The sequence below is a fragment of the Okeania sp. SIO2C2 genome (assembly GCF_010692625.1).
Taxonomy (GTDB): Bacteria; Cyanobacteriota; Cyanobacteriia; order Cyanobacteriales; family Microcoleaceae; genus Okeania; species Okeania hirsuta.
On the sequence record NZ_JAAHGM010000019.1, the window covers coordinates 74,207 to 96,155 of the forward strand.

The following is a 21,949-nucleotide window of genomic DNA, read 5'->3' on the forward strand; positions in this document are numbered from 1 at the left end:
TTGGTAGAATAATTTTTTGTTATTTTGGTTAAAGTTAAATATTAGGAGTAGAGTCATCCTGTAAGGTTAGGTTTATACAAGTACAGACAATACGGAAACCAAAAATGTAGACGTGGGAGGCTTGCCTATCGCTGCCACCGCGAATAGCAGAACGGCAGACATAAGGGTTGTCGTACCACGATCCTCCTCGCAGCAAAGGATACAGCTCTTTTTTATTATTGATATTTTGGAAATCATGACTATTAACCCAAGCAGTTCCATCAGTGGGAACATCTTCGTAATTATCATGCCAGTCATCTGCACACCACTCCCAGACATTACCGTGCATATCATATAAACCAAAAGCATTAGGAGAAAAACTTCCCACATCAGTTGTCTGTTTCCGATATTTACCTTTAGGTGCATTGGCATAGGTATAGTTACCATTATAGTTAACTAAATCAGTGGTAATAGTTTCTCCAAAATAAAATGGTGTGGTTGTTCCTGCTCGACAGGCGTATTCCCACTGACTCTCACTTGGTAGTTTATAGATTTTAGTGGTTTTCTGGGATAGCTTTTGACAAAATTCTGTGGCGTTGTACCATGTAACCCTTTCTACAGGACGTTTTCCTCCTTTAAAGTAAGAGGGATTTTTTCCCATAATAGCTTGATATTGGTTTTGAGTAATAGGATATTTACTCATATAAAAGGGTTGGAGACTAACTCCATGCTGAGGACTTTCTGTATCACGTCTTCCTGCTTCATCCTCCGGCGAACCCATCATAAATGTTCCACCAGGAATAGCCACCATTTCCAATATCACACCATTACCTAAATCTTCTGTAAAATATTGAGCTTGTTTGGGAACGCGATTAATTTCTTCACCTCTATTATTAACTGTGATAACCTCGAATGAAAAAGTTTTCAGAGATAATTTTGGTTGCGGAATAATAATAGGTTCTGGTTTAGTGCTAGGTAAAATAATTGGTTGTTGTTTCGGTTGAATATTAGGAGCAGAGTCATCCTGTAAGGTTAGAGGAGCTATAGAACTACTACATACAAGTCTAAAACTGATATCGTACATACGCTGGTTGCGCGTAATGTAGTAGTTGCGTATAGCAGAACGGCAGCTATTAGGATAGTCAACCCAAGTCCCGCCACGCAGAACAGGATAAAGTTCTTTTCCGTCATTACTTTTAGAAACTGACTCATTTTCATTATTGATTTTTTCCCCTTCGTTACTATGAACCCAAGCACTACCATCATTAGGCGCACCTTCATAGTTATTATGCCAGTCATCAGCGCACAACTCCCATACATTACCGTGCATATCATATAAACCAAAAGCATTGGGAGGAAAAATTCCTACATCAGTCGTTTCTTTTCGATATTTACCTTTAGGCGCATTGCCATAAGTATAGTTGCCGTTATAGTTAACTAATTCAGACGTTATAGTTTCGCCAAAATAAAACGGTGTAGTTGTACCTGCACGACAAGCATATTCCCACTGACTCTCACTTGGTAATCTGTAGTTTTTCCCAGTTTTCTGAGATAGCTGTTGACAAAACTCTGTGGCGTTGTACCATGTCACTCTTTCTACTGGGCGGTTTCCTCCTTTAAATTTAGAAGGATTATTTCTCATAATTACTTGATATTGTTCTTGAGTAATAGGATACTTACTCATAAAGAAAGGTTGCAGAGTAACTTCATGTTGAGGACTTTCTGCCTGAAGTCTTTCTGCTTCATCCTCGGGCGAACCCATAATAAATGTTCCACCAGGAATAGCTACCATTTCTAAAATCACACCTTTACCCAAATCTTCAGTAAAAAATTCTGCTTCTCTCCAAACACGGTTAATTTCTTCACCTCTCCTATTAACTGTCATTACCTCAAAGGAAAAAGTTTCCAGAGGTAGTTCGGGTGGGGAAGTACCAGAAAGCTTTAATAATATATCCTGATAACTTTGATAAACTTCGGGGGTGAAACAGACAAAAATCACCTTTTCAATAGAGCGATCGCTTTCCAAAAAATTAACAACTTGCTCCACAGCTACTTTTGCTGCTATATCAACAGGAAAACCTCTACCACCCGTACTTATGGCAGAAAAAGCAATAGTTTTAATGCCGTATTGTTGTGCTAAAGTTAAGCAACTATGATAACATTGACCTAAAATTTTTACTTCTTCTTTATTACCACCTCGCCATACAGGCCCGACAGTATGAATCACCCAACGTGCAGGCAAATTATAACCCTGAGTAATCTTAGCCTCTCCTCTTTGACAACCATTCAACAGAAGGCATTCTGCGGCTAACTCTGGACCTGCTGCTCGGTGAATGGCGCCATTCACACCCCCACCACCAGACAAAATAGGGTTAGAAGCATTGACAATGGCATCCACTTGTTGTCTAGTAATATCACCATGTACAACTTCAATGCGATTTTTAATTGTTTCCGTTTCAGGTAATCTTTTAGCAGGAACCCTCAACAAAACACCTCCCACATCAACCTGACTCCTTCCCAACTCCCTCCTCACATTCTCAACTCCAGCAACATCACCCCGCGCATAACCACCATACCCCTGCCCCAACATCACTAACAAAGGTTCATATTCCCTCAAAGGTTCTGCCAAAGTTTCCATCAAAGACGACAACCTCACCAACTCCGCTTTATCATCCCGTCCATAAGCTTCCTGCAAAGACTCCGCCAACTGACGGGCAGCTAATTCCGGGCGAGTATAAGCTAAAGCAGTCCATCTTTGACCCTGCCAAATACTGGATACAGACTCCCCACGATTAACTTGAGAATCAATATAACTGACCAAAAACCGAGATAATTCTTCCAGTCGAGACTGCCCAAACCTTTCTGTACAAAGTTGCAACAACTGATTCCGAATACCCCGATCCATTTCATACAGTTCCCTATCCACAGGATGACAAAAACTTGACAACAAAATATCTGCCACAGCATACCAAGGAATATTAAAATTGCGCTCCCTAGCAAAAAACCGTTGCCATAAACGATATAAAAGGTCAGGAGTTAATGCCAAAGGAAAAGCAGCGTGTTGGGCAAATATCAGATGAGGTTCGCCGAAATATTCAGTAAAAGCAGCAATTTGATCGAGATTTTCATTGACAATTTCTACCTCCTCAATATCAGTTTTCACAACAGGCAAATTTATCCCCAATTTCCCAGAAATTAACCACTGAGACATTGCCTTAAATTCTTGAGAATTGAGACCGAAGGTTTTCAGATTAAAATTATTATTGCTAATAGCAGAAATTTCCTCTGCTGAAGTTCCGCACCACTTTTTGCGAGGCAAAGGATTTAACCATGCCACTCGTTCCACTTTTTGGGAGATAAATTTGAGAAAATTCTCGGTTTTTTCAACTCTTTCTGAAACAAACCTACCCCTCGCTGCACCCCCATCACTTAAAATTAAAACTAAAATTTCTTCTTTAACTAATTCGGATAAAAGAGTTTTCAAAGATTTCTTTTCGGAAAAATCAGGGTCAACATAAATTCTTATTCTTGGCACATTATCAAAGTAATAAATATTAGCTTCTTGCCAATGATTAATTATTTGACAGCAGAAAGGATTAAAAGGCATCATCGAATCAGACTGGTCAATTAATAAGAAAATTTTTCTGGGTTTTCCTCGACCATATTGATAGATCGGTTGTACAAAAAAACCTTGTTTAGCTATTTTTTGTACAGTAGCTTTTACATTGATATCGCTAGAAAATTCTGTTAATTGAGGTTGAAATAATAAACGTTTTGTTCGCTGTATTTGGGCAATACTAACAGGAAAATAATCTCCATTTTTAGGAGTTTTAGGAATAGCAGTGGCAACTTGAGGATTATTCAAAGTAGACGGTAATAAAATTTCTGAAAAAGTTTTAGATTCAGGAATTTTTTGAAGTGAATTTTCTGGAAAAGTTTTAGATTCAGGAATTTGTTGAGGTGAAACTTCTGGAAAAGTTTTAGATTCAGGAATTTGTTGAGGTGAAACTTCTGGAAAAATTTCAGGTTCAGGAATTTGTTGAGGTGAACTTTCTGGTTGAAAATTAGGTTGAGGCAGAACTTCTGAAAAACTTTCAGATTCAAAAGTAGATTCTGGCGAACTTTCTAAAGTAGAAGTAGATGACTTTTCTATTATTTCTTCTTTTGCTTCCTTAGCTTCAGGAATGTAATTATTAGTTGCTGTTTCGATGAATTGATGAAATTCTGAAAAGATATTTTTCTGCTGAGATAATAATTCATTCAAACAATTATCAAATAATTTTTGTTCCTCACGAGACTTAGCCCAAATTGTGCGATAAAGTCTGGCAATAGCTTGTTTATCGGAAATATCTAACCCCATTTCCAGAGATGCTAATAAAGCTTGAGTTGCTAACTCGTATTGTGAAATATCGAGTTTCATTCCAGCTTCTCTGAGTCGCCAAAATAAATTGATTAACGGGGGATTTTTCATAACAACTTGTGAGAAATAGGTAATGGAAAATACAAGTAGCCTAGTATAATTCAATGTTATATCATATCCGGATAATTAGTGATAAAAAAGTTTTTGTTTTCTATATTATTATTCCGAGATATATATTGTTGTATAATTAAATTCAATTCAACCATATATCCAAATTATTCCCTTGAGAACAGACAGTATTTTTTACACCCTATTCCAATCTGTACCTAACGCCTTCTTTGAACTAATTTCACTACCTGAAACTATAGCAAAAAACTATCAATTTGATTCCATTGAAGTTAAAGAAACATCCTTTAGAATAGACGGTGTATTTGTGCCTACTGAAGTCACACCCGAAACCCCTATCTATTTTGTTGAAGTTCAGTTTCAACCAGACAATAATTTTTCTGCCCGTTTCTTTGGAGAAATATTTCTTTATCTCAAAAATACAAAACAATTAAGAAATTGGCAAGCAGTTGTAATTTATCCTAGTCATGATGTGGATAAAGGGGATAGTTATGGATATACAGAAATCCTAGAAAACAGCCGAGTTTCTCGTATTTATTTATCAGAATTAGGTAAATCTACAACAGAACCATTAGGGTTGGCCACGCTAAAATTAGTCGTGAGTGACCAGAATCAAACTATGTCAGACGCTAGAATATTATTAGATAGAGTACAACAAGAAGAACCAGAACCAAAACAGAAGGAAAGCTGGTTGCAATTGATTAAAACCATACTAATTTATAAATTACCACAAGCAAGTCGGGAGGAAATTGAAGCCATGTTTAACTTGAGCGACTTAAAACAAACTAGATTCTATCAAGAGGCTTTTTCAGAAGGCCGACAAGAGGGTAGCTTATTGGCCAAAAGGGCAGCTATTCCTAATTTGATAAATCTGGGCTTAACTATAGAACAAATAGCTTTAGCTTTAGAATTACAAGTTGAACAAGTGAATCAATTTATTAATGGAGAAAATAATTAAAATATTCCTTTAAAGCATTCTAATTTAGAAATTCATACAAGAAAGTAGGGAGGAAATTGAAGCGATGTTTTACCTGAGGGATTTAAAAAAAACTCGATTCTATCAAGAGGCTTTTTTAGAAGGAAAAGAACAAGGGCGTAAAGAAGGCAAACTAGAAGTACAACAAGAGGCTATTTTATTGGAAAAATTTTCTGTAGTTCCTAATCTAATAAATCTGGGTTTAACTGTAGAACAAATAGCTTTGGCTATGGAATTACAAGTTGAACAAGTCAGTCAATTTATTGATGGAGAAAATAATTAAAGTATTCCTGATAAAACATAGGCTAATACTCGAAGTTGGGTTGATTTGTTTCCATCAAATATTTCTCATCAACCTGACTTCGGAAAGTTGAAAATATACTTAAATATTCAGGAGTTATCTGTGCCAGCACAATTAAGTTTGCTCGACAATTAATAGGTGGGAAAATTTACAAGTATGTCCGAAGCGACTGTAACGGAGTGGAAGGAAGCAATATCAAGGGTATGAGGTGCATCAACATTTCTTTATATAGTATATAGTGAGTTTTATTCGTGTTTACCTACTTATTCAGTAAACCCTAATTAAACGGAAATAAAATTATTCCTTATTATAAAAAATCTTCGCGATCGCTACGACTTTTTAATAATGTACTGGCAAAGGGTAATCCTGTTTCTAATTTTTCTATTATTTCTTCTGGAGGATACTCATTTAATATAGCAAACCAATCTATTAATTCACTTGTACTTATTTTTTTCCCAGTTTCTCCTCGTTCATCTTCCATCATTTCTCGCAATTCTAAAAATCTATCAATTGCTTTTTCTACAATTTCACTAGGAGGATTTTGAAACCTAGCATTAATAATTTTTATTAGTTGTTCTTGGCTAGGAAATTCAATGTAATGATACAAACATCTGCGGAGAAAAGCATTCGGTAAAGTTTTTTCTTGGTTGCTAGTAATAATTACAATTGGTGGAGCATCTGGATTAGCTTTTAACCAACGCCGGGGACGTAAATCTTTAATTTCAAATCGTTGTTCTTCTAGTGCTAATAATAAATCATTGGGAAAGTCTGTATCTGCTTTATCAATTTCGTCAATTAAGACTACAGTCCGATATTTTTTTTCTTGAAAAGCATAACCTAAAGGTCCTAATTCTAGATATTTAATTAGATTAGTAGGGTCAGTTTCCTGATTTTTTATCCCCAACTTTGCTAACTGTGCTGCTTGTAAACGTCCGATATAATCATAAGTATAAAAACCATCTTGTGCTTTACTAATTGACTGAACATTCCACAGTCGAAATTTCCAATTTATCTCAGGATATTTTTGACTAAATTCATAAATAATGGAGTATGCAAGACGACTTTTACCACAACCAGGTTCTCCTTCTAATAATAAAGGACGATTTAATCTGATCGATAAATTAACTGCTTCTTTTAAAAAGTCGTCCGGATAGTAGGGATATAAATTTTGTTGTACTAAATTATTCCATTTACCCGTTGGCGGTTGGATATTTCCTTCATATTCTAGGGGTAAGTTTGCCATCTTGTTTCCCGACTAAATTGACATTGAAAAAGTTTGTACATATATTCTAGGACTAGGCGAGATTTGCCATTTTTACTATATTTCAATAAATCTCCAATCGCATCATTTATTGATGGTAACTGCATCTGTAAAATTATCTCAATTTGATTAATAGCTTCTCGAATATCAGTTTCAGATATAGATTCTGCAATTGGCATTTTAATAACTTGTGGAAATATTTCTGTATTGTCTCGCCAATCATTTTGACCGCCACAGTCTTCTAAAAACATAATCAAAAAGTTTTTACCTGCTGGGATTTGTTTAACTAAAGGAAACCAAAACTGTTCTAATAATTCTTCTAAACGTTTTTTGTCTAAAGTCTCTGCATTTTTGAAGACTAAAATAATATGCTTTTTTTGGATAAAATCTGTACTTGTTAACTGTAGCTCTGCACCTAGTTTCATCCAAATAGTCGGAATAGAAAATTCTGTCAAATCAGAAGCTAGGTCAAAACTTAACTTTTTAACTTCTGCTGCTCCATATTTAATAATTTCCGTTTCAATTCTACGCATTAACCAAGCTCGACAATAGTGACAATTTCCTTGGATGAAAAATCCGCCTACTCGCCGTTTATGTTTGGCTAAATTTTGGAAAATATTGATTTGAGGTCGATGATTTACACTTAGTAATATCCGATATAACAGAGTAGAACGATTATGGAAATCTGACGAATTTTTTTTAGTACCTAATTCTTGAATAATTTCTGTTTCAAAACCTAAAGCTTTCCAATAAGCAACAAAAGCTGACTTATCAATTGGAATTCCTTTTTGGAAATTACTCCAAGTGCGATAAGAAATATTTTTTGCCAAAATAATATCTGATTCAATTAACTCTTCTAATTTAAAACTGCTGATTATTTGATTAGCTGATTTTTTAATTTTCTGCTTAAATTGGCGATATTCAGATTTCTGAGTTTTAGGGATATAAACTGCTTCTTCATCAATTAATTCTTCTAGTTTTTCTAGAGTAATTTCATAACCCGTAATAATTGTGTCAAATATTAAATTTTTACTCGCCTCTACAAGTGCTTGACTATTTTCTCCCCTTCTCCAATTAAGTTTTTGAATTCGTTGTTTTATTTGTTGGCATTCGGACTCAGATGCCTTCAACGTATTCTGCCGTCTTGTCATTTCAGTTATCAGCTTTTTCAGTGAACAGTTATCAGTTATCAGTTATCAGTTATTAGTTATCAGTTATTAGTTATCAGTTATCAGTTATTAGTTATTAGTTATCAGTTATTAGTTAGCCTCCTGGGTTGGAACTTTCCGTTTGTCATGCTACGCAAATATTACGCAAATATTAATAGTACCTCTGAGTGAAGCTAGTAGCACCTCTAGATTTTTTTGGGGTTTCATAATTTAAGACCTCTCTCCCAACCCCTCTCTTCCCCCTCTCCCCTCTCTTCCCCCTCTCCCCTCTCTCCCCCCTCTTCCCCCTCTTCCCCCTCTCCATTTTTTTCCTTACTTCATAAAGTTAATTTTGTCAAGCCCCGATCTGATCGGAAAACTGATCAGATTGTGACAGTGGCTGTGAAAGGCTCTAAAAAGGTAATGTAGTTCAAAACTTATTGCAGAGCAGCCACTACAAGTACAAATATTTTACTCAATCAAGACCAATGACACAAGCAGATTTATTGAAACTCTATCAAGGTCAGTTCAAATTAATTAAAACTCTAAATTATTGCAGTTGTCAAAAGTTGTTTTTACCCTTAGTTTTACTAAATTGTCTTTTAGCATCAATCTGGAATTTACCAACAGCAAATCTATCATTTATAACTGAAATAAATGAATATTTATCCCTATTTTCACCAGCAGCTAAATCTTTAGATGCAAAACTAGAAATCGGCGTTTCATCACCAGGCGATGATCGGGAAAAAAGTAGGGAAGAGGTTTTGCTAATTGAAAATAATCAAAATTATACGGAAAATCAGCTACCTTTAGAAATATATTTCCCATCACCTCAAGACCAGAAAATAACTTTTTTTACTGGTGTTATTCCTAGAGAAAACCTTGCCAACCAGTTGTGGAATAAGAATATTTATGGTTGGAATCACAAAACAAATTCAACTACAAATATGACATCATTTATGAATTATACAGATTTCTTCAAAGCAAATAATTTATCAAACTCTAAGAATGCTAATTTGATTTCAAATTTCACCTGGGATACAGCTTCGGAACCCGTGGTAACAATGTTAGAAAAAAATCGTATCCAAGAATATTCCGATTATTTGGGAGAGGATTTTCAAGAACAATTACTCAATCCCAAAAACATCCAAGATATTTTAGTAAATCTGCACCGTCAGACAGGAAAAAAATCAGCAGTTATCTATATTAACCTTTACCAAGACCAATTACAAATTATCTTATTGACCGAAACAGGTCAACCTATTGTCAAGACTATTCCTGAAGTAAACAGAGAAAAACTACGAAATACTACTATAATGTTTATTGGAGAAATTACTGATTTTAGGAATAGTAATACCACCAGTTATTTACCATTAGCCCAAAAATTATACAACTGGTTAATTGCTCCAATTGCTACAGAACTAGAAAAAGCTAATATTGACACATTATTATTTAGTATTGATAGTGGTTTTCGTTTATTACCTTTAGCAGCATTACATGATGGAGAAAAATTTTTAATTGAGAAATATAATTTCAGCTTAATTCCCAGTTTTAGCTTAATTAATCCCAACTATAATTCCCTAGAAAATACTCAAGTTTTAGCAATGGGAGCTAGTAAATTTTCTGAGCAACTACCCCTACCAGCAGTATCAGTAGAATTAACAACAATTACACAAGAATTATGGCAAGGTAATAGTTTCCTGAATGAAGAATTTACCCGCCAGAATCTGATTTATCAACGTCAAAATTATCCATATTCTATTATTCACTTAGCTACCCATGCCGAATTTAGAAGTGGAGATGTAAGTAAATCTTATATTCAACTATGGAATGAGAAATTACAATTGCATCAAATAGGAGAATTAGGATGGAATAATCCTCAAGTTGAACTGTTAGTATTATCTGCTTGTCGTACAGCAGTGGGAGATAAAAATTCTGAGTTAGGTTTTGCCGGGTTAGCAATAGCAACGGGAGTAAAATCTGCTTTGGGTAGTTTATGGTTCGTGAATGATGAGGCAACATTAGGATTAATGACAGAATTTTACTCTCATTTGAGTAATGTTCAGATTAAAGCAGAGGCATTACAAGCAGCACAGTTAGCAATGTTGAGGGGTAAAGTTGTAATAGAAAAAGGTATTTTAAGGGGTTCAGTAAGTGATGGGGAAATGTCTTTACCTCCCGAATTGGCAAATATTCAAAATCAGAAGTTTTCCCATCCTTATTATTGGGCAGGGTTTACTATGGTTGGTAGTCCCTGGTAAATCAAACAAAAACAAGCCCAAAACATATGAAATACGCTGTAAATCCTCAGCAACTTGTTCCTTGCACACTTCCCATACTCCCCATCTCCCCATCTCCCCTTAAATAGATCCCAAATTGGTTCTATATCTCATCCAAAATTGGTAAGGCTACAAAAAAAGTGCTACCTTCTCCTAAAGTGCTTTCTGCCCAAATTTTGCCTTGATGTTGTTGGACAATACTGCGACAAATGGCTAAACCTAAACCTGTGCCTCCCTTCTGGCGAGAGTCAGAAGCATCAACTTGTTGAAAGCGACCAAAAATACTTTCTATCTGATCGGCAGGAATACCTCGCCCTTGGTCTTTAACTGCAATCAAAACTTGATAACTATGATTGATATTAAAGGCAGGTGCTTCAGTGCATTTTGTTTTAACTGTTGAAGTGAAGTTATCGGAGCTAATAGTATGGTTTCTATTTATAACTTGTTTGCTAGCAGTCAACCAGACTGTTGTTCCTTTCGGGGAATATTTGATGGCATTACTAAGTAAGTTAGTTAAGGTTTGAATTAATTTGTCGGGGCATCCCCACAACTTAGTATCGACTGGTTTGACTGACAAATTAACTCCTGCTTTCTCTGCAATAGGTTGCATTTCATTTGCTGTCTGGAGCATTAGTTCAGCAATGTTACAAGTTTGTTTAACTATTTTTACTTGCTGGGAGTGAAGACGTTCTAAATCTAGAATATCGTTGATTAACCGTACTAAACGATCTGTGTTAGTAACGGCAATATTTAGCATCTTGTTACCTCTTTCTGGTGCTTGATTAAGTAATCCACTTTTCAATAAAGCTAAAGCACCTTGAATAGAAGTAAGAGGAGTGCGTAACTCGTGACTCACCACGGAAATAAATTCGTCTTTCATCTGTTCGACTCCTTGACGTTCTGTGATATCTTTAAATGTTACAACTGCACCAATAATTTTTCCCTGTTCTAAAATAGGTGTGCTTACATATTCTACGGGAAAATGTGAACCGTCTCGTCGCTGAAAAAATTCATCAGTAATTTGACAAACTATACCTTTTTTTAAAGTTGTTGTAACTTGACTATCTGAGTTATTTTTTTGTGCTGAAATTTTGTAACTTTTGTTGTTAGCTTTATTCCCAGAAATTATCAAACTCCAGTCACTATTTACCAGTTCTTTAATTGTATAACCAGTCATTCTTGCTGCTGCTGGATTAGCAAAAGAGATTTTTCCCAATATATCTATTCCACAAATACCTTCTCCGGCTGAATTTAATATTAATTGATGTTGGTAACGAAGCTGTTCAAAAGATTTTTCTATCTGCTTACGATCGCTTATATCCCGAGCAATAGTTGAGACTCCTATAATATTACCTTCAGTATCTTTGATTGGAGATATTGTTAAAGCTACATCTATATGTTTACCATCTTTTCTAATATGTACAGTTTCATAATTATTTATACTAGCTCCTGCTTTAATATTTGCTAAAATTTGGGAAATTTCATTTGGTCTTTCTGGCACAGCTAACATAGAAATAAAACGGCCTTTTACTTCAGAAATAGAGTAACCATAAACTGCCTCAGATCCTGAATTCCAACTATAAATAATTCCTTCTAAAGTATTACCAATAACTGCATCGTTAGAGGATTCTACTATAGAAGCTAATCTAATCATCACTTTTTCTGTTTGTTTTTGCTCTGTAATATCACGCCCCAAAACAACTATTCCATTACGTTTTCCATCTTCATAAAATAACGGTACTTTAATTACGTCATAAATTTTCACGCTGCCATCTCGTTTGGGAATTATTTCTTCACCCCTAGACAAAGTTCTTTTCTTCCATGCTTCTCTATCACTATGATGACAAGATAAAAAAGCCTCTCGATAAAAACTACTAATTTCTCCCAATTCAATATCTGATTTACCACGATAATCTACTTTTTCTATTTCAAATAATTCCAGCATTGATTGATTAGCTTCTAGCCATTGACCCTTCCCATCTTTAAAGCAGACAATATCTGGCATGGCGTTAATCAAAGTTCGGAGTTGTAAAGATGTTTTTTGATATTTTTCTACTAGCTCTTGTAGTGCTTTTTCTGCTCTTTTACGCTCCCTAATTTCTGCTTTTAATTGAGCATTAGCATTTTTTAAAGATTCTATTAAATTATTTTGATTTTCAGCTACACTTGGCATTTTTTTTCATCCTATTTAAAAGTTTTCACAGTCTCTTCGTTGAATAATTAAACACTTATACTACGTTTAATCCGATTCATAACACGAGTAATTAAATCAGAATATTTAAATGGTTTACAGATATAATCATCTGCACCAGCAGCAAAAACTTGATGACAAATAATAGGATTGTAATGAGCTGTCAAAAATATCACAGGCAGCCAATTCCAATGTGGATCGTTACGAATAACTTGGCACAAATCAATTCCATTAAAATATGGCATTTCTATGTCTAAAATTAATAAATCTGGCACTTTATTTTCCAAGGTTTTCCAGAAATATCGCTCATCACTCAGGGTTACAACTTTAATTCCCCATTGCGTTAGTATCTGTTCGATGGTCTCCAAAATTTGCAGGTCGTCATCTACAATCATCACAGTTGCTAAAGTCTGATTTTTTCGCCAGATATCTAATACTATATCTATAACTTGAGCTGCTGGTAATGGCTTTTTTAGATATGCTGATGCTCCTAGTTTAGCAATTTTTACGCGATCGTTCAATTCACCTTTAGTATTAAGTACAACTACAGGTAAGGATGGCATCTGACTTGAAATTTTGGCTAATATTTTCTCTGAATTAGCAGCAACTTCAAGGTCAAGTAAAACTACATTAGGAGAGAATGATAAATCTGGCAAACTATAGTTTAAATCCTGATTAATATAAGCATCTATATCTGTGGTTATTAAAACATCTGAAGCCAGCTTAAATTGTATTTTTTTTGTGACAGCCTCCTCAACTAATTGTTTGGCGAATAAACTATCTTTGTCTAGTATTAATAATAATTTACATTCTGGAACTATAGGAATAGAATATTGACGTTCGAGATATTTTATCTGTTGATTATCACTTTTTTCTTTGTCGATATTACTATGCTGTTCTATCTTGTTGCATAGACTTTTTACTAATTTAGATAGATGAAATATTTCGCTATGATTAAGAGGCTTTTCCGCTGCCAATAAAGCTTCTATTTCTCTAGCTAAATCTGAGCTATCTACTAAACCAAATGTACCTAGAGAACCTGCTAATTTATGAGCTTCTTGTTGTGCTTTTTTTTGTAAATCAATCTCTAATATTTCATTTTTTCCAGCTACTACTACTTGTTCTAATACACCAATCCGCTCATTAATGCTTCCTTGAAATCTATCCCATATTTTACTGATGGAATCTTGTAGTTTTTGTTGAGATTCCTGATATTTTTGAGACTTTTCTTTATCTTTTTCTTTTGAATTTAATACCTTGCCGGATAAACAGTGTTTACAATTGGTTGGAGTTTGAGTCCCCATCCACTTTTTGCTCTCTTGGTGCCCATTCCCTCTCTTGGTCAGCGTTCCCTCTCTTGGTCGGCGTTCCCATGGCGAGGAGACCTCGCCGGGTTCCGACCGCTTGCGACTGTCGTCGTCGCCGGGTCTGACCACTTGCGTCTGTCGCCGACGCGGGGTCGCACCGCTTCTTCCTTCTTCCTTCTTTCTTCCTTCTTCAACTTGTTTTAACCGATAACCTAAACCATAAACAGTTTCGATTAAATCACTAGGCGCGCCCACTGCTTTTAATTTATGTCTTAAACCTTTAATATGCGCTCTAACTGTATCTTCTGTAGGTGTATCTTCAAAACTCCAAACTTTATCTAAAATTGCACTACAACTAAAAACTCTTTGGTTATTGTGCATAAAAAGATTTAGAATTTCATATTCTTTAGGAGTAAGATTTAACTGTTTGTTATTGTAAGTAACTTCACAATTTTGAGAATTTAAACATAAATTACCCCATTTTTTGATGGGAGAAGCAGACTCATTTCCTCGCCGTAATAATGCTCTAATTCTGGCTAAAAGCTCTTCTAAATTAAATGGTTTAACTACATAATCATCAGCTCCAGCATTTAAACCTTTTACTTTATCTTGATTGTTATTACGAGCGGTTAAAAGTAAAATAGGAATATTTTGATTAATATAACGTAACTTCTGACATAAAGTAATACCATCTAATTTGGGCAGCATTACATCTAATAAAATTAAATCATAATCATAGGCTTGAGCTTGCTCCCAACCTACTTGACCATCTGTGGCTATATCAACTACAAAAAGTTGTTCAGTTAAGGCATCAGCTAAAGTTTCGGCAATAAATTGATCGTCTTCTACAACTAGAATTTTCATTGATAAAGGTCGGTAATGGGTAATGAGTAATTGACAATGGCTCAAATAGTGGTTGCAGGTTTGTAGATGAGAAAAATTGACCTAACAATTAATACTTAATTCTAGGAACTACAGCTTTGTAGAACTTTATTTAGCTACTTACTGATACTGACTATTTATGTTTGATTATCTGAGTTACAATATAATATTATCTTCGGTTAAACAGTTAGAAATAAATGACGAAGGAGTCAGGTAGGGGAGCCGTGGGAAGTTTTAACCTTTGCTATACATAGGATTTGTGAATAAGAAAAACCTCCTTTTATACCCTGATTTGGTATTACTTGTATAGTAGAAGGAATAAGGAAGAAAGAAAAATCTGGCATTGTCTGAGTTTTCAGCTTTTTCTCTGTCAAATAAAGACATTAAGATACAGTTGCTTAGGAGTAATTAAGTGGATTTTCAGATAATCAACTGTATGTTTTTTAAGTAGATTTAAAGTTATTTTTAACAGATTATTTTTTTAGTAGATAGGCAAAATTATTTGTATATTTACTACTCAGATATTTTTTTGTTTACAGTTTTCCGTTCTCTGTTTTGGTACGCTACCAGATGCGTCAGTCGCTGACCGGAGGGCATTACTATTCCTTGTCTCCTATAACCTATGAAAAATAATACCTCATTAACTATTAATAGACTTGTCGCTTTATAACTTAAAAATTCCCCAAAACCTTGTTCTGTAAGGATTGTAGCTATTGGATGGCAAAAATGCTGGGAATTATTGCTCTGTCTAGGTTAGAGTGATTTTTTCCCTTTATTTAGCGACAACTCTAATGTATACCAGGGAGCAGGGGAAAAAACATTCCCTGTCTGAGTTTAATCATCAATCTATGTCCTAAGCAACTTGTTCCTTACTGTAATATCATGTCCGGATAATTAGTGATCAAAAAAAGTTTCTCTTTACTTCTTCTTTCTTCCCTCCTGACTCCTGAGGACTAACTCCTTCGTCATTTATTTATAACTGTTCAACCGGACATGATATAACTGTGCGTTTTCTGATTAAGAAATTTCCCACCCACACCAAAAATAATGTGAGTGGGGAAAATATATCTACATCACAGAATTGACTTCAACAATTTCAGGAATTTCTTCCCTAAGTTTGCGCTCAATACCCATTTTGAGAGTCATAGTAGAACTAGGACAAGAACCACAAGCTCCCATTAGTCTAAGATTTACTATCGGACCTTCAATTTCTACTAATTCCACGTTACCACCATCTGCAACGAGATAGGGACGTAATTCATCTAATACATTTTCTACATTTTCCGGGGTTAATGCTTTAGCCATTTTTTCTCCTTGTTTTGTTGAATTTATAATATTTAGAACTATGGTTGTCCTAAATTAATCTTAGCTGAATTAACATCAAAATAGACCAAAAGCTCAGATTGTCTCTACACAACTGCTGGTTCTAGCAATTTGATATTAGAGTAGTTAAATTCGGTTGTTGTTACTTGACCTTTTTCTGTAGAATTGACTACCTGACGAGTCATTATGTAGTAACTGCCAATTTTTTCATAACTGTCCTCAAACTCTAGTTCTCTGATGATTTCATTGGTTTGAGGGTTGCGGAAAATGGCGTTATAGTGAGTAGCAATAAAACCTTCTCCTGTATCCAAGCTTTTGTGAGTATTAATCACGAAAGCCATTCGGCCCATTACCCGACTAACTAGACAAATTTCTCTGCCTCTAACCTTGTAATTTGACCCCATAGCATCACCCTCGACGAGAATTTCTACTGCACCAGTTTCATCCCGATCGCCTAGACTGAAGCTATTTTTACCGTGGGATGCTTCAAAGGATGAACGTTTGCGGTGAGTCACTACGTCCCGCAGTTGAGTATAAACGCTTTGTTGTACTTCTTCGTCTGAGATACCTGTGACTTCTACACTGAGGTCTAGTTTGATCGAAATTTGGCCATTGTACAGTTCTGACCCTTGTTTTAGTTCAATATCGGCACTATAACCGGGAAAATTAGAGTCCCAAGTGTAGCGATGTTCGTAGGCAGCTTTAAATAAATCACGAGCATTTTGTTCTGTCATAGAAACCTCTTTTTCTCAAAATTGTTTTGCATTATTTTACCATAAAAGAGTCCTTTTGAAATTTATTAGCACTGTGTTCAACTCATCTCAATAATTAGGTAATCAAAAACAGTCTCTCAGGTAGATCGATACTTACGATTGTATAAAAAGTATAAAAAAATACCATCTTTAGGAAAAAATTTATTGTAAATACTTTAGCTATAAACAGCAATTAATATAGCTCGATTATTCCACTTATTTTTAGCATAATTAAGTACAAGTATAATAAAAGTTTGCCAGCTAACTAAGTAACTAAATAACTTCTGATGTACCTAATTTTTATTTCATCAAAAAAAATTATAATTCTTAAATATTATTGCCAAAATGAGGAATAGCAGTAATTTGTAATTGCTACTCAATAAAAAATATGATATAATTCTTAAACAGAATTATTGCATTAGCACCCCATTTACAGGTAGAAAAAAACGGCGGTACTATTAACATGAACCAAGACCTTTCTAGCCACGGCTATCAAATTATTAGAGAAATAGAACGTCACCAAAACGAAGGAGAAGTGACATATCAGGGACTAGCTCTCAAACAAGACCAAGAGGTGGTCATTAAAGAATTTCGTTTTGCAGATAGTGATGCAAATTGGGCAGGGTTTGAAGCTTACGAACGAGAAGTAGAAATTCTCAAACAACTACAACATCCTCGTATTCCCAATTATGTAGACTCTTTAGAAACCACCGAAGGATTTTGCTTAATTACAAAATATCAAAAAGGCAATTCTTTAGCAGAAAGAAGAAGTTTTACTCCCGAACAAATCAAGCAAATTGCGATTTCAACTTTAGAAATTTTAGTTTATTTACAAAAGCAAACTCCACCAATTATTCACGGTAATATCAAACCAGAAAATATATTAGTTGATACCCACTCCCATGGTGAAAGATTCCCTATTGCACATTTAATTAATTTTGGTTCTGCACGCATAGGAAGAGAAGATATTTTAAGTGATGCTATAAGTGGTACTCCAGGGTTTATGTCACCAGAACAAGAATTAAATGGTACTGTTACTATAAATTCTGACTTATATAGTTTAGGCGCAACCTTGATCTGTTTGCTAACAGGTACTCCTAGTACAGAGGTCAAAAACTTAATAGACCGCAACTATAGTTTTAATGTCAAAAAATTAATGCCACAACTGAGTACATTATTCACAATGTGGCTAGAAAAAATGCTGTCTCCCAATAGCAAAGACCGTTTTGAAAATGCAGCAGCAGCTTTAGCCGCACTCAAACCAATTCCCATGTTTGGTGATGCTGCTAATTTTAAGAATGTGACGATGGCAATGAAACCTGTAAAAACATCTGCTATATTTGGAATGGCTAGTATTACAGCTGTTGCTATATTAGCTACTAGTTTAACAGTGTTTCGACAGCAACAACAACAAACTAATTTCTCGAAAACACAAAGACCTCAACAGGAAATTGTCACCAAAAAAATCTCAGGTAAGAGTGCAGTTGAGCAATTACAAACAACTGGAGAATGCCAAGGTTGTAACCTTCGTGGTGCTGACTTGGCAGCTATTAAAATTGAAGATGCTTATTTGCGAGAAGCAGATTTATTCAAAGCTAATTTGAGAGGTATCGAACTCAGGGAAGCTAGATTGCAAAATGCCAACCTCAAAGGTGCACAAATGCAAGGAGCAAACCTAGTTAAAGCTAAACTACAGCAAGCTAATTTGTCTAACGCTCGTTTAGAGGGAGCAAATTTGATGAGTTCTAATTTGCAAAATACCAAATTGGAAAAAGCTTTCCTTGGTGGAGCAACTTTAATGAGGGCAGTATTAGAAAATGCTAATTTACGACGAGCTAATTTATCTGGCGCAAATTTGATGAGTTCTAATTTGCAAGCGGCTAATCTCAAAGGTGCTAGTCTTAAAGATGCTAAACTCACTAAAGCGAATTTCAAAGGAGCGAATTTAAGAGGAGCGAATTTAGGTGGGGCAATGATGAGTCGTGCTAATCTCCGAGGTGTAGATCTCAAGGGGGCAGTCTTAAAAGATGCTGATCTCAGGAGAGCAGACTTAGTAGGAGCAAATTTGACTGGTGCTAAGTTAATGGGTGTTGACCTCAAGGGAGCTAAACTCAAGGGAGCTAACCTGAAAAATGCCAATTTACAAGGAGCAAATATCGAAAATGCTAATCTGCAAGGGGCAAATTTGCAAGGGGCAATTATGCCTGATGGTAGTTTGAATGAGTAGTTGAATAATTCAGAACTTACGCATAACCACCACATATAGCAAAATTTGTAGGGTGCGTTAGACGGCTAAAATCTAGATTGCGGGTGGTATTTAACAATCCGTCGTCACCCACCATTTTAGATACGGCTAAAATCTAGATTGCGGGTGGCATTTAACAATCCGTCGTCACCCACCATTTTAGATACGGCTAAAATCTAGATTGCGGGTGGCATTTAACAATCCGTCGTCACCCACCATTTTAGATACGGCTAAAATCTAGTGGCGCGTCAAGCTTAAAATGGTGTATTAGCTTCATAGGCAAGAAGTTATCATCACAGACCATCAGGCGATCGCTAAAAATTGACAGTCAGAAACAGGTGTATTGTAACTTCTGCTGCTTGTTCGGCAAATGTTTTAGTTAGAGCTTCCCCAATTCCATTACTGCCACCAGTGATTAAAATATGTTTGTCTTTTAAGTCTTGATAGATGGGATTCATTTTGTTTTATCCTAATTTTAATTCGTAGTATTTAAAGTCAGCAATAAGCGTAGGTTGGGTTGAGGTAGGAAACCCAACAACAATAACTAAAATGGTGCCCTGCGACAGATTTTTAAATAGCTGTCACCACGAGTGATTTTTGCTGTCTAACGCATCCTACTGGAATGACTTACTCAGGCAATTAATTAGTTATAATAAATCTTTTGTTTGTAGTTGGACTTTAGTCCCTCAAATATTTAATAGACATCTCCAGAAAATAAACTTGCTCTTTATTGAGTATAAGCAAGAGAAGTAAAAGTTACTCACAAAATCATTTCCCGCAGTTTTTTCCTAAAAATATCTTCCCTGTTCCCTACTTTTGCAAAAAGTTTATATCTTTTTTGGAGATATCTAATATAGCAGTACGTTTTTTTAGTTAGCACAATAAGTTTAGACTATTTGTGCAGCATTACTGTAGAAAAAGAAAATAGAGGGAATATCCTAACATTAATTTAGGGCTAGAGCAAAACTACAAACTATAAATCAATTATTAGCAACTAATACTTTTGTTTGATTCACAATCCATTTTTTACTGACTGACAAATGAAGTTTAAGTTCATCCAAATCTATCTCTTCTTTTGAACCTGGTGTTTGTCGAGGTTGAGCACATTCGAGAATTATCGGACCGGAGAATTTTATCTCATTAAGTGCGTCGAAATGTTCGGCAAAATTAATATGACCAAAACCAATGCCTTTTCTATTAGAATCAGCGATTTGATAGACGCTCAGTTTATCCCCACATTTTTGAATTGCTTCAACTAAATTTGCTTCTTCTAAATTGCCATGATAAGTATCTAGAATCACAGTCATATTTGGCGAGTTAATTTCTGCCAGTAAAGATAAAACATCATTACTATTCATAATGAAACGACATAAATAACGATTCAGGGGTTCAAATCCTAATTTGATTTGTGCTTTTTCTGCATAAACTGCTAATTCTTGACAAGAAGCAATTAAATTATCTCTTGAACCTGCATAAGTAGTTCCCATTTGACTCTGAATATATTCATGGCAAGTAATGATGGGATTTCCTAATTCCGCTCCATAATCAATTAACTTTTTATAGTAATCTAGAGCTGCTTTTCTTATTTGGCGATCACTACTTCCTAAATCTACATTACTAGGAGTCATGGAGAATATTTCTAACCCATTATCTGCTAAAATATCTTTCACATTTTGGGGTTGAGTTTGATTTATATCTACATATAATTCCACTCCATCGAAACCCATGTCTGAAATAATTTTGGCAGTTTTTTCTAATTTATTCTGACCAAATATCCAGGTAGTAACTCCGATTTTTCTTTGTCTGCTTATACTCATTTTCTTGGTAAATAGATGAAAAAATACTCAAATTTTAGTTAACAGTTAATATTTTTATTTGGGTTTGAAAAACCCAAGTCTACACCTCGTAACTGATAACTGTATTCTGCTCCATAATCAATTAACTTTTTATAGTAATCTAGAGCTGCCATTCTTGTTTGGCGATCGCTACTTCCTAAATCTACATTACTAGGAGTCATGGAGAATATTTCTAACCCATTATCGACCAAAATATTTTTCACATTTTGGGGTTGAGTTTGATTTATATCTACATATAATTCCACTCCATCGAAACCCATGTCTGAAATAATTTTGGCAGTTTTTTCTAATTTATTCTGACCAAATATCCAGGTAGTAACTCCGATTTTTCTTTGTCTGCTTATACTCATTTTCTTGGTAAATAGATGAAAAAATACTCAAATTTTAGTTAACAGTTAATATTTTTATTTGGGTTTGAAAAACCCAAGTCTACACCTCGTAACTGATAACTGTATTCTGCTCCATAATCAATTAACTTTTTATAGTAATCTAGAGCTGCCATTCTTGTTTGGCGATCGCTACTTCCTAAATCTACATTACTAGGAGTCATGGAGAATATTTCTAACCCATTATCCGCTAAAATATCTTTCACATTTTGGGGTTGAGTTTGATTTATATTTACATATAATTCCACTCCATCGAAACCCATGTCTGAAATAATTTTGGCAGTTTTTTCTAATTTATTCTGACCAAATATCCAGGTAGTAACTCCGATTTTTCTTTGTCTGCTTATACTCATTTTCTTGGTAAATAGATGAAAAAATACTCAAATTTTAGTTAACAGTTAATATTTTTATTTGGGTTTGAAAAACCCAAGTCTACACCTCGTAACTGATAACTGTATTCTGCTCCATAATCAATTAACTTTTTATAGTAATCTAGAGCTGCCATTCTTGTTTGGCGATCGCTACTTCCTAAATCTACATTACTAGGAGTCATGGAGAATATTTCTAACCCATTATC

The 21,949-nt window shown here is 35.0% G+C and carries 16 protein-coding genes; 4 read left to right on the forward strand and 12 right to left on the reverse strand.

Annotated features, from left to right (window positions below; all coding sequences use genetic code 11):
- Nucleotides 1–34: 34 nt before the first annotated feature.
- The gene (locus tag F6K18_RS17435; RefSeq protein WP_287522513.1) at nucleotides 35–4,450 is read right to left on the reverse strand and encodes an O-acetyl-ADP-ribose deacetylase; all 4,416 of its coding nucleotides are present in this window, start codon (nucleotides 4,448–4,450) and stop codon (nucleotides 35–37) included.
- 172 nt (nucleotides 4,451–4,622) lie between these two features.
- On the opposite strand from F6K18_RS17435, the gene F6K18_RS17440 reads away from it, so the two are divergent.
- Both F6K18_RS17440 and F6K18_RS17445 read left to right on the forward strand, forming a co-directional pair.
- On the forward strand, nucleotides 4,623–5,423 hold the full coding sequence (locus F6K18_RS17440; RefSeq protein WP_287522515.1) for an Rpn family recombination-promoting nuclease/putative transposase: 801 nt from the start codon (nucleotides 4,623–4,625) through the stop codon (nucleotides 5,421–5,423).
- 64 nt (nucleotides 5,424–5,487) lie between these two features.
- Entirely contained in the window at nucleotides 5,488–5,724 is a 237-nt protein-coding gene (locus tag F6K18_RS17445; RefSeq protein ID WP_124143314.1) for a hypothetical protein, read from the forward strand.
- A gap of 325 nt (nucleotides 5,725–6,049) precedes the next feature.
- On the opposite strand, the gene F6K18_RS17450 is transcribed toward F6K18_RS17445, so the two are convergent.
- Nucleotides 6,050–6,985 (reverse strand): MoxR family ATPase, encoded by a 936-nt coding sequence (locus tag F6K18_RS17450; protein WP_287522517.1) that lies wholly within the window; start codon nucleotides 6,983–6,985, stop codon nucleotides 6,050–6,052.
- A complete protein-coding gene (locus F6K18_RS17455; RefSeq protein ID WP_287522518.1) occupies nucleotides 6,967–8,154 on the reverse strand; it encodes a hypothetical protein in 1,188 nt (395 codons plus the stop codon). Before F6K18_RS17455 ends, F6K18_RS17450 begins: the two co-directional genes overlap by 19 nt.
- 485 nt (nucleotides 8,155–8,639) lie before the next feature.
- On the opposite strand from F6K18_RS17455, the gene F6K18_RS17460 reads away from it, so the two are divergent.
- Nucleotides 8,640–10,412 (forward strand): CHAT domain-containing protein, encoded by a 1,773-nt coding sequence (locus tag F6K18_RS17460; protein WP_287522519.1) that lies wholly within the window; start codon nucleotides 8,640–8,642, stop codon nucleotides 10,410–10,412.
- A gap of 121 nt (nucleotides 10,413–10,533) precedes the next feature.
- Here the strand turns inward: F6K18_RS17460 and F6K18_RS17465 are convergent, their stop codons facing one another.
- The 4 genes from F6K18_RS17465 to F6K18_RS17480 all read right to left on the reverse strand — a co-directional run bounded on the left by F6K18_RS17465 (nucleotide 10,534) and on the right by F6K18_RS17480 (nucleotide 16,867).
- Nucleotides 10,534–12,603: a PAS domain S-box protein gene (locus tag F6K18_RS17465; protein WP_287522520.1), complete on the reverse strand. Its 2,070-nt coding sequence runs from the start codon at nucleotides 12,601–12,603 to the stop codon at nucleotides 10,534–10,536.
- A 47-nt stretch (nucleotides 12,604–12,650) separates the two neighbouring features.
- A complete protein-coding gene (locus tag F6K18_RS17470; RefSeq protein ID WP_287522522.1) occupies nucleotides 12,651–14,792 on the reverse strand; it encodes a response regulator in 2,142 nt (713 codons plus the stop codon).
- Between the two features lie 1,086 nt (nucleotides 14,793–15,878).
- A complete protein-coding gene (locus F6K18_RS17475; RefSeq protein WP_287273275.1) occupies nucleotides 15,879–16,115 on the reverse strand; it encodes a NifU family protein in 237 nt (78 codons plus the stop codon).
- Between the two features lie 104 nt (nucleotides 16,116–16,219).
- Nucleotides 16,220–16,867, reverse strand: a complete 648-nt coding sequence (locus F6K18_RS17480) for a DUF3386 domain-containing protein (RefSeq protein WP_287522524.1) — start codon at nucleotides 16,865–16,867, stop codon at nucleotides 16,220–16,222.
- Nucleotides 16,868–17,348: 481 nt separating this feature from the next.
- Here F6K18_RS17480 and F6K18_RS17485 point away from each other — a divergent pair, with 481 nt between their 5' ends.
- Nucleotides 17,349–19,112 carry a serine/threonine-protein kinase gene (locus F6K18_RS17485; RefSeq protein WP_287522525.1) on the forward strand — a complete coding sequence of 588 codons (1,764 nt, stop codon included), beginning with the start codon at nucleotides 17,349–17,351 and terminating at the stop codon, nucleotides 19,110–19,112.
- A 332-nt stretch (nucleotides 19,113–19,444) separates the two neighbouring features.
- Here the strand turns inward: F6K18_RS17485 and F6K18_RS17490 are convergent, their stop codons facing one another.
- The 5 genes from F6K18_RS17490 to F6K18_RS17510 all read right to left on the reverse strand — a co-directional run.
- Nucleotides 19,445–19,588, reverse strand: a complete 144-nt coding sequence (locus F6K18_RS17490; protein ID WP_287522526.1) for a hypothetical protein — start codon at nucleotides 19,586–19,588, stop codon at nucleotides 19,445–19,447.
- 522 nt (nucleotides 19,589–20,110) lie between these two features.
- A complete protein-coding gene (locus F6K18_RS17495) occupies nucleotides 20,111–20,947 on the reverse strand; it encodes a sugar phosphate isomerase/epimerase family protein (RefSeq protein ID WP_287522527.1) in 837 nt (278 codons plus the stop codon).
- A 38-nt stretch (nucleotides 20,948–20,985) separates the two neighbouring features.
- On the reverse strand, nucleotides 20,986–21,336 hold the full coding sequence (locus tag F6K18_RS17500; protein WP_287522528.1) for a sugar phosphate isomerase/epimerase: 351 nt from the start codon (nucleotides 21,334–21,336) through the stop codon (nucleotides 20,986–20,988).
- Nucleotides 21,337–21,374: 38 nt separating this feature from the next.
- Entirely contained in the window at nucleotides 21,375–21,725 is a 351-nt protein-coding gene (locus F6K18_RS17505; RefSeq protein ID WP_287522529.1) for a sugar phosphate isomerase/epimerase, read from the reverse strand.
- Nucleotides 21,726–21,763: 38 nt separating this feature from the next.
- On the reverse strand, nucleotides 21,764–21,949 hold a 186-nt coding region (locus F6K18_RS17510; RefSeq protein ID WP_287522530.1), incomplete at its 5' end, for a hypothetical protein.

What these genes read in the sequence shown, in the direction of transcription:
- F6K18_RS17435 (WP_287522513.1), bottom strand. Translation starts at nt 4,450, where the DNA reads ATGAAAAATCCCCCGTTAATCAATTTATTTTGGCGACTCAGAGAAGCT.
- F6K18_RS17445 (WP_124143314.1), top strand. Translation starts at nt 5,488, where the DNA reads ATGTTTTACCTGAGGGATTTAAAAAAAACTCGATTCTATCAAGAGGCT.
- F6K18_RS17450 (WP_287522517.1), bottom strand. Translation starts at nt 6,985, where the DNA reads ATGGCAAACTTACCCCTAGAATATGAAGGAAATATCCAACCGCCAACG.
- F6K18_RS17455 (WP_287522518.1), bottom strand. Translation starts at nt 8,154, where the DNA reads ATGACAAGACGGCAGAATACGTTGAAGGCATCTGAGTCCGAATGCCAA.
- F6K18_RS17460 (WP_287522519.1), top strand. Translation starts at nt 8,640, where the DNA reads ATGACACAAGCAGATTTATTGAAACTCTATCAAGGTCAGTTCAAATTA.
- F6K18_RS17465 (WP_287522520.1), bottom strand. Translation starts at nt 12,603, where the DNA reads ATGCCAAGTGTAGCTGAAAATCAAAATAATTTAATAGAATCTTTAAAA.
- F6K18_RS17470 (WP_287522522.1), bottom strand. Translation starts at nt 14,792, where the DNA reads ATGAAAATTCTAGTTGTAGAAGACGATCAATTTATTGCCGAAACTTTA.
- F6K18_RS17475 (WP_287273275.1), bottom strand. Translation starts at nt 16,115, where the DNA reads ATGGCTAAAGCATTAACCCCGGAAAATGTAGAAAATGTATTAGATGAA.
- F6K18_RS17480 (WP_287522524.1), bottom strand. Translation starts at nt 16,867, where the DNA reads ATGACAGAACAAAATGCTCGTGATTTATTTAAAGCTGCCTACGAACAT.
- F6K18_RS17485 (WP_287522525.1), top strand. Translation starts at nt 17,349, where the DNA reads ATGAACCAAGACCTTTCTAGCCACGGCTATCAAATTATTAGAGAAATA.
- F6K18_RS17490 (WP_287522526.1), bottom strand. Translation starts at nt 19,588, where the DNA reads ATGAATCCCATCTATCAAGACTTAAAAGACAAACATATTTTAATCACT.
- F6K18_RS17495 (WP_287522527.1), bottom strand. Translation starts at nt 20,947, where the DNA reads ATGAGTATAAGCAGACAAAGAAAAATCGGAGTTACTACCTGGATATTT.
- F6K18_RS17500 (WP_287522528.1), bottom strand. Translation starts at nt 21,336, where the DNA reads ATGAGTATAAGCAGACAAAGAAAAATCGGAGTTACTACCTGGATATTT.
- F6K18_RS17505 (WP_287522529.1), bottom strand. Translation starts at nt 21,725, where the DNA reads ATGAGTATAAGCAGACAAAGAAAAATCGGAGTTACTACCTGGATATTT.